Source organism: Actinomadura logoneensis (assembly GCF_003428695.1).
GTDB classification, from domain to species: Bacteria; Actinomycetota; Actinomycetes; order Streptosporangiales; family Streptosporangiaceae; genus Spirillospora; species Spirillospora logoneensis.
This window is the reverse complement of sequence record NZ_QURH01000262.1, coordinates 1-7,770: the sequence shown is the minus strand read 5'-3', so window position 1 is coordinate 7,770 and position 7,770 is coordinate 1. Positions and strand designations below refer to the sequence as shown.

At 75.6% G+C, this 7,770-nt stretch carries 8 protein-coding genes; all 8 read left to right on the top strand.

The annotated features are described in order from the left end of the window. Window positions 1-420, top strand: a 420-nt coding sequence (locus DZF91_RS39835) for a hypothetical protein (protein WP_235834320.1), incomplete at its 5' end; no start/stop codon positions are given. Next, window positions 417-1,661, top strand: a complete 1,245-nt coding sequence (locus DZF91_RS15605; RefSeq protein WP_117358195.1) for an aminotransferase class V-fold PLP-dependent enzyme — start codon at window positions 417-419, stop codon at window positions 1,659-1,661. The genes DZF91_RS39835 and DZF91_RS15605, both read left to right, overlap by 4 nt. Then, complete coding sequence (locus DZF91_RS15600) at window positions 1,658-2,959, top strand: trans-sulfuration enzyme family protein (protein ID WP_199486662.1); 1,302 nt, start codon at window positions 1,658-1,660, stop codon at window positions 2,957-2,959. Before DZF91_RS15605 ends, DZF91_RS15600 begins: the two co-directional genes overlap by 4 nt. Then, a complete protein-coding gene (locus tag DZF91_RS15595) occupies window positions 2,956-3,876 on the top strand; it encodes a homocysteine S-methyltransferase family protein (RefSeq protein ID WP_117358194.1) in 921 nt (306 codons plus the stop codon). Before DZF91_RS15600 ends, DZF91_RS15595 begins: the two co-directional genes overlap by 4 nt. Then, the gene (locus DZF91_RS42075; protein ID WP_235834319.1) at window positions 3,873-4,349 is read left to right on the top strand and encodes an SAM-dependent methyltransferase; all 477 of its coding nucleotides are present in this window, start codon (window positions 3,873-3,875) and stop codon (window positions 4,347-4,349) included. Before DZF91_RS15595 ends, DZF91_RS42075 begins: the two co-directional genes overlap by 4 nt. Further along, the gene (locus DZF91_RS41165) at window positions 4,232-4,906 is read left to right on the top strand and encodes a class I SAM-dependent methyltransferase (RefSeq protein ID WP_235834321.1); all 675 of its coding nucleotides are present in this window, start codon (window positions 4,232-4,234) and stop codon (window positions 4,904-4,906) included. Before DZF91_RS42075 ends, DZF91_RS41165 begins: the two co-directional genes overlap by 118 nt. Then, a complete protein-coding gene (locus tag DZF91_RS15585; protein ID WP_158587955.1) occupies window positions 4,903-5,673 on the top strand; it encodes a sugar phosphate nucleotidyltransferase in 771 nt (256 codons plus the stop codon). The genes DZF91_RS41165 and DZF91_RS15585 overlap by 4 nt, the downstream gene beginning before the upstream one ends. Window positions 5,674-5,773: 100 nt before the next feature. Continuing rightward, window positions 5,774-7,612 (top strand): hypothetical protein, encoded by a 1,839-nt coding sequence (locus DZF91_RS15580; RefSeq protein ID WP_117358192.1) that lies wholly within the window; start codon window positions 5,774-5,776, stop codon window positions 7,610-7,612. Window positions 7,613-7,770 lie beyond the last annotated feature (158 nt).

Genomic DNA, 7,770 nt, shown 5'->3' with positions numbered 1-7,770 from the left:
GGACGCGCTCCCACCGGACGCGGTGACGGCGGGCGCGGTGACGGCGGGCGCGGGGCCGGCGGCGGGCGGCATCCGCTGCGCGGGCCGTCCGGGGTCCGGGTGGACGGGATCGACCTGCGGCACAACGACCTGTTCCGCGCCGTCCACGACCTGTTCGGCCATGTGATGTTCGGCCACTCCTTCGGCCCGGCGGGCGAACTGCTCGCGGCGCGCTGCCAGATGCAGCTGTACCCGCGCGCCGCCTGGCCGGTCGTGTTCGCCGAGCAGGTCGGGCAGGTCTGCTGGTTCTACCACGGCCCCCACCGGGCGCTCCCGCCGAGCCGCCGCCCCTACCCGGAGCAGAAGGTGCTCGCCTTCCCGGACCGATTCCTGGACGCGTTCGCCGGGCTGTTCCGGCGGGCGGAGGAGGAACTCCCATGACCGACCTGGCAGCCGACTTCCCGATCCTCGCCTCCACCTTCGACGGCAGGCCCCTGGTCTACCTGGACAACGCGGCGACCACGCAGAAGCCGCGCGCGGTCCTGGACGCCCTCACCGACTTCTACGCGAGCGCCAACGCCAACATCGGACGCGGCCACTACGCCCTCGCCCGGATCGCCACCGACCGCTACGAGGAGGCGCGGGGGATCGTGCAGCGGGCGCTCGGCGCGGCCGACCCCGCCGAGATCGTCTTCACCGGCGGCACCACCGACTCGGTCAACATGGTCGCCGAGACGTTCGGCCGGGGCCGGGTCGGCGCGGGCGACGAGGTGGTCGTCTGCGGGATGGAGCACAACTCCAACCTGCTGCCGTGGCGGCGGCTCTGCGAGGACGCCGGCGCGCGGCTGGCGGTCGTCCCGGTGGACGCGAGCGGCCGGGTGGACGCCGGGGACTTCGCCGCCGCGCTCGGCCCCCGCACCCGGATGGCCGCCGTCGCGCACGTCTCGAACGTCCTCGGCACGGTCAACCCCGTCCGGGAGATGGTCGCCGCCGCGCACCGCGCCGGGGTCCCGGTGCTGGTGGACGGCGCGCAGGCCGTCCCGCACATGCAGGTGGACGTCCGCGACCTGGACGCCGACTTCTACTGCTTCTCCGGCCACAAGGTGTACGGGCCGCAGGGCGTCGGCGTGCTCTACGGCCGCCGGGACCTGCTCGCCGCGCTGCCGCCGTACCAGGTCGGCGGCGGCACCGTGAAGGGCGTGAGCGCGGACGAGCCCGTCCGGTACGTCCCGGTTCCGGCGCGACTGGAGGCGGGCACGCCGAACGTCGCGGGCGCGGTCGGCCTGGCCGCCGCCCTGCGGTACGTGGACAAGCTCGGCTGGGACGAGGTCCGCCGCCGCGACGAGCGGCTCGTCCGGCACGCGGTCGCGGCGCTGGGGGAGGTGCCCGGCGTCCGCGTGGTCGGCGCGCCGCAGGAGACGCCGAGCGGCATCGTCTCGATCGTCGTGGACGGGATCCACCCCTACGACGTCGGCGGCCACCTGGACCGGCACGGCGTGGCGGTGCGCAGCGGCGTGCACTGCGCCAGCACCTTCCTGGACGACCTGGGGCTGCTCGGCACCGTCCGGCTGTCGTTCGCGGTGTACAACACGGTCGCCGAGGTCGACCGGGTGGCCGAGCTGCTGCGGACGGTCCGCCCCGGCTCCTGGACCGCCGAGCACCCGACCGCGAGGTTCCTGTGACCCCGGCCGCCGCGAGCCCCCCGGACGTCCCGCACCCGAACGCGCCGGACCCGAACGCGCCGGACCCGTATGCGCCGCACCTCAACGGTCCGCCCCCGGACGTCCCGCCCGTGAGCGGCGCGCCCGGCCCGGACGGGATGCGGTTCGACACCAGGCTCGTGCGGCTGGGGCAGGAGCCCGAGCCCGGCACCGGTGACGTCGTCCCGCCGCTCCATCTCGCGGTGACCTACGAGCGGCGCGTCCAGGACCCGCCGCGCTACTTCTACGGACGCGGCGAGAACCCGACGCGCGAGGCCCTGGAGCGGTGCCTGGCGGGGCTGGAGGACGCGCGGTTCGCCGCGGCGTTCGCGTCCGGGCAGGCCGCGGGCATGGCGGCGCTGTCGCTGCTGCCGCGCGGGGCCCGGCTGGTGGCGTCCGACGACGTGTACGGCGGCACCCGCGCCCTGTTCGGCCTGCTGGAGCGGCAGGGCGTCCGGGTGGAGCACGCCGACCTCTCCGACCCGGCCGCCGTCGCCGCCGCGTTCGCCGAGCCCGCCGCGATGGCGTGGGTGGAGACGCCCAGCAACCCGACGCTGCGCATCGCGGACCTCGCGGACGTGGCCGGACGCGCGCACGAGGCGGGCGCCGTCGTGCTGGTGGACAACACGTTCGCCGGCCCCGCGCTCCAGCAGCCGCTGCGGTTCGGCGTGGACGTCACCCTCTACAGCACGACCAAGTCGATCGCGGGCCACTCCGACGCGCTGGGCGGTGCGCTGGTCTGCGACGACGAGCGGCTGCACCGCGCGTTCACCGCCTACCGGACGGCGGCGGGCGCGGTCCCGAGCCCGTTCGACTGCTTCCTGGTGCACCGGGGGCTGCGGACCCTGGCGCTGCGCACCGGCCGGCAGGTCGCCAACGCCGCCCGGCTCGTCGCCGTGCTGCGCGCGTCCCCGCACGTCGGGGCCGTGCACTACCCGGGCCTGCCGGACCACCCCGGCCACCGGGTCGCGGCCCGGCAGATGGCGGCCCCCGGCGCCGTGCTCGCCTTCGAGTACCTCGGCGACGCGGAGAAGCTGATGGACCGGCTCCGGCTGTTCACCTGCGCGGTCAGTCTCGGCGGCGTCCTGTCGCTGGTCGAGGCGCCGGCGCTGATGACGCACGCGGGCGTCCCCCCGGACGTCCGCCGGGCGCTCGGGATCACCGATCGGCTGGTCCGCGTCTCGGCGGGCATCGAGGACCCCGCCGACCTGGTGGAGGACCTGGCCGCCGCGCTGCGGCCGACCAAAGAGGGCGACGAGGACACGGAGGACGAGGCATGACGGTCACCTGGCTGGACGGCGCGACCGCCACCGAGCTGCGCCGCGGCGGACTGCCCCTGGACGCCCCGTGGTGGACGACCCGGGCGCTCACCACCGAGCCGCGCCGCGAGGCGCTGCGCGCGGTCCACGAGGCGCACCTCGCGGCGGGCGCCGACGTGGTGACGGCCGCGACGTTCCGCTGCAACCTGCGGGCGCTGCGCCGCATCGGGCTGGACGAGGCGGGGCTCGCCTGGATGGTGCACGCCGCCGTCGGTGTCGCCCGCGCCGCGCGCGGCACCGGGAACGCGCTGGTCGCGGCGTCGATGGCGCCCGTCGAGGACTGCTACCGGCCCGACCTGGTGCCCCCGGACGGCGAGCTGGCCGCCGAGCACCGCTGGCTCGCCACCGAGCTGATGCGGGTCGGCGTGGACCTGGTCCTCGTCGAGACCATGAACACCGCGCGGGAGGCGCGGATCGCGCTGGAGCAGGTGCAGGCGGCGGGCGGGCGGGCCTGGGTGTCGTTCGTGTGCGGGGCGGACGGGCGGCTGCTGTCGGGGGAGCGGCTGGCGGACGCGGCGGTCGCCGCCGAGCGGGACGGCGCCGCGGCCGTCCTGGTCAACTGCACGGCCCCGGCCGACGCCGAGAAGGCGCTCGCCGAACTCCGCGCCGCCTGCTCCGGGCCGATCGGCTGCTACCCGAACAACGAGGTCCGGGACGGCGCGCACCGCTGGACGCACGTGGACGAGGCGCTGCCGTCCGCGCTCGGTCCGGACGCCTTCGCCGACCTGCTCGCCGGATGGCACGCGGCCTACGCCCCCGACATCCTCGGCGGCTGCTGCGGCACCACGCCCGGTCACCTCGCGGCGGCGAGGGCCCGGCTGGAGGGGCCGTCCCGCGCCGGGGCCGCGGACGCGCGCCGGAACGGAGGGGACAGGTGAGCACCTCCCTCGACCCGCGCGCCGTCAAGGAGGCGCAGCGCGCCACCTGGGACGCGCTCAGCGGCGGCTGGGCCGACGCGCGGGAGGTCTTCGAACGCGGCGCCGCGGCCGTGAGCGGACGGCTCCTGGACCTCGGCGGCGTCCGGCCCGGGCAGAGCGTCCTGGACGTCGGGACGGGCCTCGGCGAGCCCGCGCTGAGCGCCGCCCGCCGCGTGGGCCGCACCGGACGCGTCGTCGCGACCGACATCTCCCCGCGGATGCTGCGGATCGCCCGGCGGCGCGCCGCCGCCCTCGGCCCGGCCGCGGCGGACGTCGAGTTCACCGAGGCGGACGTGGAGGCACAGGGGTTCGGATGCTGCGGATCGCCCGGCGGCGCGCCGCCGCCCTCGGCCCGGCCGCGGCGGACGTCGAGTTCACCGAGGCGGACGTGGAGGCACAGGGGTTCGCGCCCGGCTCGTTCGACGTGGTGCTGAGCCGGTGGGGCCTGATGTTCGCCGTGGACCACGTCGCGGCGTTCGCCGGGCTCCGCCGCGTCCTGCGGCCGGGCGGCGCGCTCGCCGCCGCCGTGTGGGGACCCGCGCCGGACGCCCCGGTCATGGCGCTCGGCTTCGCCGCCCTGTCCGGCGTGCTGGACCTGCCGCCCGTCGCGCCGGGCACGCCGGGCCCGTTCAGCATGTCCGACCCCGCCGTCCTGGCGAGCGAGCTGCGCGCCGCCGGGTTCTCGGACGTGTCGGTCGAGGGGACGCGGGTGCCGTTCACGTTCCACTCCGCGAGCGAGTACGTGCGGTTCACGCGCGCGGTGGCGCCTCCATTGCTGTTCGACCGGATCCGGGAACGCTTCGGCTCGCCTGACGCGCGCGAGGCGTGGGGGGCGGTGGAGGTTGCCGTCGGCCGCTTCCGGACGGGCGCCGGGGACGTCCGCATCCCGTCCGCGGTCCTCTACGTCCGGGCGGCGAACCCGGCGATCCCGGCGAACTCGGGAAACGCGGCGAACCCGGAGGAGCCCGCGAACCCGGGGGACGTCCGGTGAGCGCGGGACGGTCGCCGCGTCCGGAAGCCGCGGGCGCGGTGACCGGGGTCGTGCTCGCGGGCGGGCGCGGCACCAGGCTCGCGCCCCTGACCGACCGCACCAGCAAGCAGCTCCTGTCCGTGGGAGGCAGGCCGCTCATCACGCGGGTCGTGGACCAGCTCGTCCGGGCGGGCGTGCTGGACGTGCTGGTGGTCATCGACGACCGGCACGCCGGGGAGTTCCTGCGGGTCCTGCGGGACGGCCGCGACCTCGGCCTGCGCAGCCTCGGGTACGTGTGGCAGCCGCCGTCCGGGGCCGGCATGGCGGCGGCGCTCGGCCGCGCCGAGCACCTGCTGCGCACCGACCGGTTCCTGGTCGCCTGCGGCGACGTGCTCATCGACGCGCCGCTCGGGCCCGCCGTGCGCGCGTTCGCCGCCCAGCCGGACGGCGCGCTCGTCGTGGCGACCCGCACCCCCGACACCGCCGGGTACACGCCGCTCAGCGTGGCGGACGGCCTCGTCACCGCGCTCGGCGACAAGGACCCGGACCGGCACGCCCCGGGCTGGATGGACCTCGGCTGCTACCTGTACCACCGCGACGCGTTCGACGTCGCCCGCACGCTGCGGCCGTCGCCGCGCGGCGAGGTCGAGATCTGGGACCTCAACCGCCACTACGCCCGCGCCGGGACGCTCCGCTACGTCGAAGTGAAGGGCTGGTGGTGCGACGTCGGGACGAGCCCCGAGGTGTACCGGCGCGCGGACGAGCGCTACCGGGTCAGCTCCGGATGACCGGGTGCGTCCGCCGCCGTGTGCGGGCGCCCCTTGTCTTTCCGCGCGAGAGAACTATATTTTTTTAAAGTTGCCGTGCCCGAGGGGCAGAGGAGATCCCGTGCACGTGTTCCCCGCGCCGCACCGGCGCCGAGTGTCATTCCTGGCGGTGGCCGCCGCAGCGCTGCTGGCCGCCGCCCTCGTCCTCGCGTCGTGCGGCTCGGAGAGGCCGGGCGTGCGCGTCGTCAGATCGGCGGTCAAGGGCTCGGACGGCAGGACCTACTGGGTGGAGAACCACCTCGTCCGCGACCGGGGCGACGCGCACCGCCGCGAATGGGTGCTCGCCTGGGCCGGGGCCGAGGGGAGCCCCGCCGCGAAGTCCGCGCCCGGCGGGCACTCGCACGGCCCGTCCGGCACCACGACAGGCACCGCGACAGGCACCGCGACCGGCGCCGTCCCGCCCGACTTCCTGGCCGTCATCGACGCCACCAAGGGCTCGTCCACCTACGGCAAGGTGGTGAACACCGCCACCATCGGCCCGCTCACCCAGGGCGAGCCCCACCACATGCAGTACATCTGGCACAAGGGCCAGCGCGTCTACGCCGGCACCATGTTCGCCGACACCGACTACGTCTTCGACGTCAGCAGGCTCCCCGAGGTGCGGCTCACCGGCGTCGCGCTCGGCAGGGACACGCCCTGCGGGTCGGTGCCCGACGCGTTCTGGACGACCCGGGACGGCTATGCCTACGGCTCCTACCTCGGCGGCCCCGACGTCGCCGGACCCTGCACCTACTCCGACGGCCAGGTCCGGACCGGGAACGGCTTCGGCGGGACGCCCGGCGAACTCGTCCGGCTCGCCCCCGACGGCAGGGTGACCAGCGAGACCGCCGCCGCGACCAAGCAGAGCGAGGACCGGGCGAAGTGCCACAGCGTCCCGCAGCTGCCCGTGGCGTCCTGCGCCAACCCGCACGGCCTCCAGGTCCGCGAGGACCTGAACCGGCTCGTGCTGAGCGACTTCGCCGAGGCCCGCAACTACCTCGACCCCGACACCAAGCTCACCGACCCCACCCTGCTGCGCAACTCCGTCCGGGTCTTCGACATCGGCAACCGGGACCGCCCGAAGCTGCTGTCGGTGTCGTACCTGCCGACCGGCCCGCGCAAGGACCAGTTCGCGGCCTTCGACGAGGACCGCATGGTCATGGAGAACGCGCTGACCAGCCTGCCGTCCCACCGCGGGCTGTTCGCCTCGACCATGGCGGGCGGCGTCGTCTACTTCACCCCGGACGTGATGTCGCCGCACCCGGTCTGGCAGGAGGTCTTCGACAGCAGCGCGGCCTACAAGCGGCTCGGCCTCAATCCGCCGTTGACCGGCTCCAACGCGGGCAGCAGCTGGTTGGCGCTCACCCCCGACGACAAGTACCTGTTCCAGACCGTCATGGGCTCCGACCCGCGGCACACCCTGGCGCAGAACAGCGGGATGCTGTTCGTCCTGGACGTTCAGAAGCTGCTGGCGTCCGGCCCGCACCCCCGGTGCCGCATCGACACCCAGGCCGAGATCACCGGCGGCGGCGCCGACCCCGACTGCCCGGCGCTGGTCGGCACCGAGCAGATCAAGGGCGGCATCGGTGGCCCGCAGGGCCGCGTCGGCATCGGCCCGCACTGGGGCGCGATGGACCACTTCCAGCGCGGCCCGGACGGCTACTACCACGAGACCACGCAGGTCAAGCGGGTCGTGACCGCCGACTACTTCATCGCCAAGGCCGGCATCGACGGCGACCACAAGATCTGCATGACCGACTTCGACCCGCGCACCGGGCTCACCCTCGACCGCTCCTTCAAGGACGAGAACACCGGCCAACCCTGCGTCGCGTTCGACCGGAGATCGTGGCCGCACGGCGCCCTGGGCAACGCCCGTCCGCACGGCGTGCTCTTCGCCGTCTCCGACACCGACGTCCGGTGACCCGGCCGGCGTCCGCGGACCCGGTGGACCGGCGGGCGGCGCGGCCCGGACCGCCATGACCGCGACCGGTGCCCCGGACCGCCTCGCCGGGCTGCTGCTCGACGAGGCGGTCCGGGCGCAGCAGCGGGCCGAGTGGACGCTGGCGGCCCCCGGCTGGG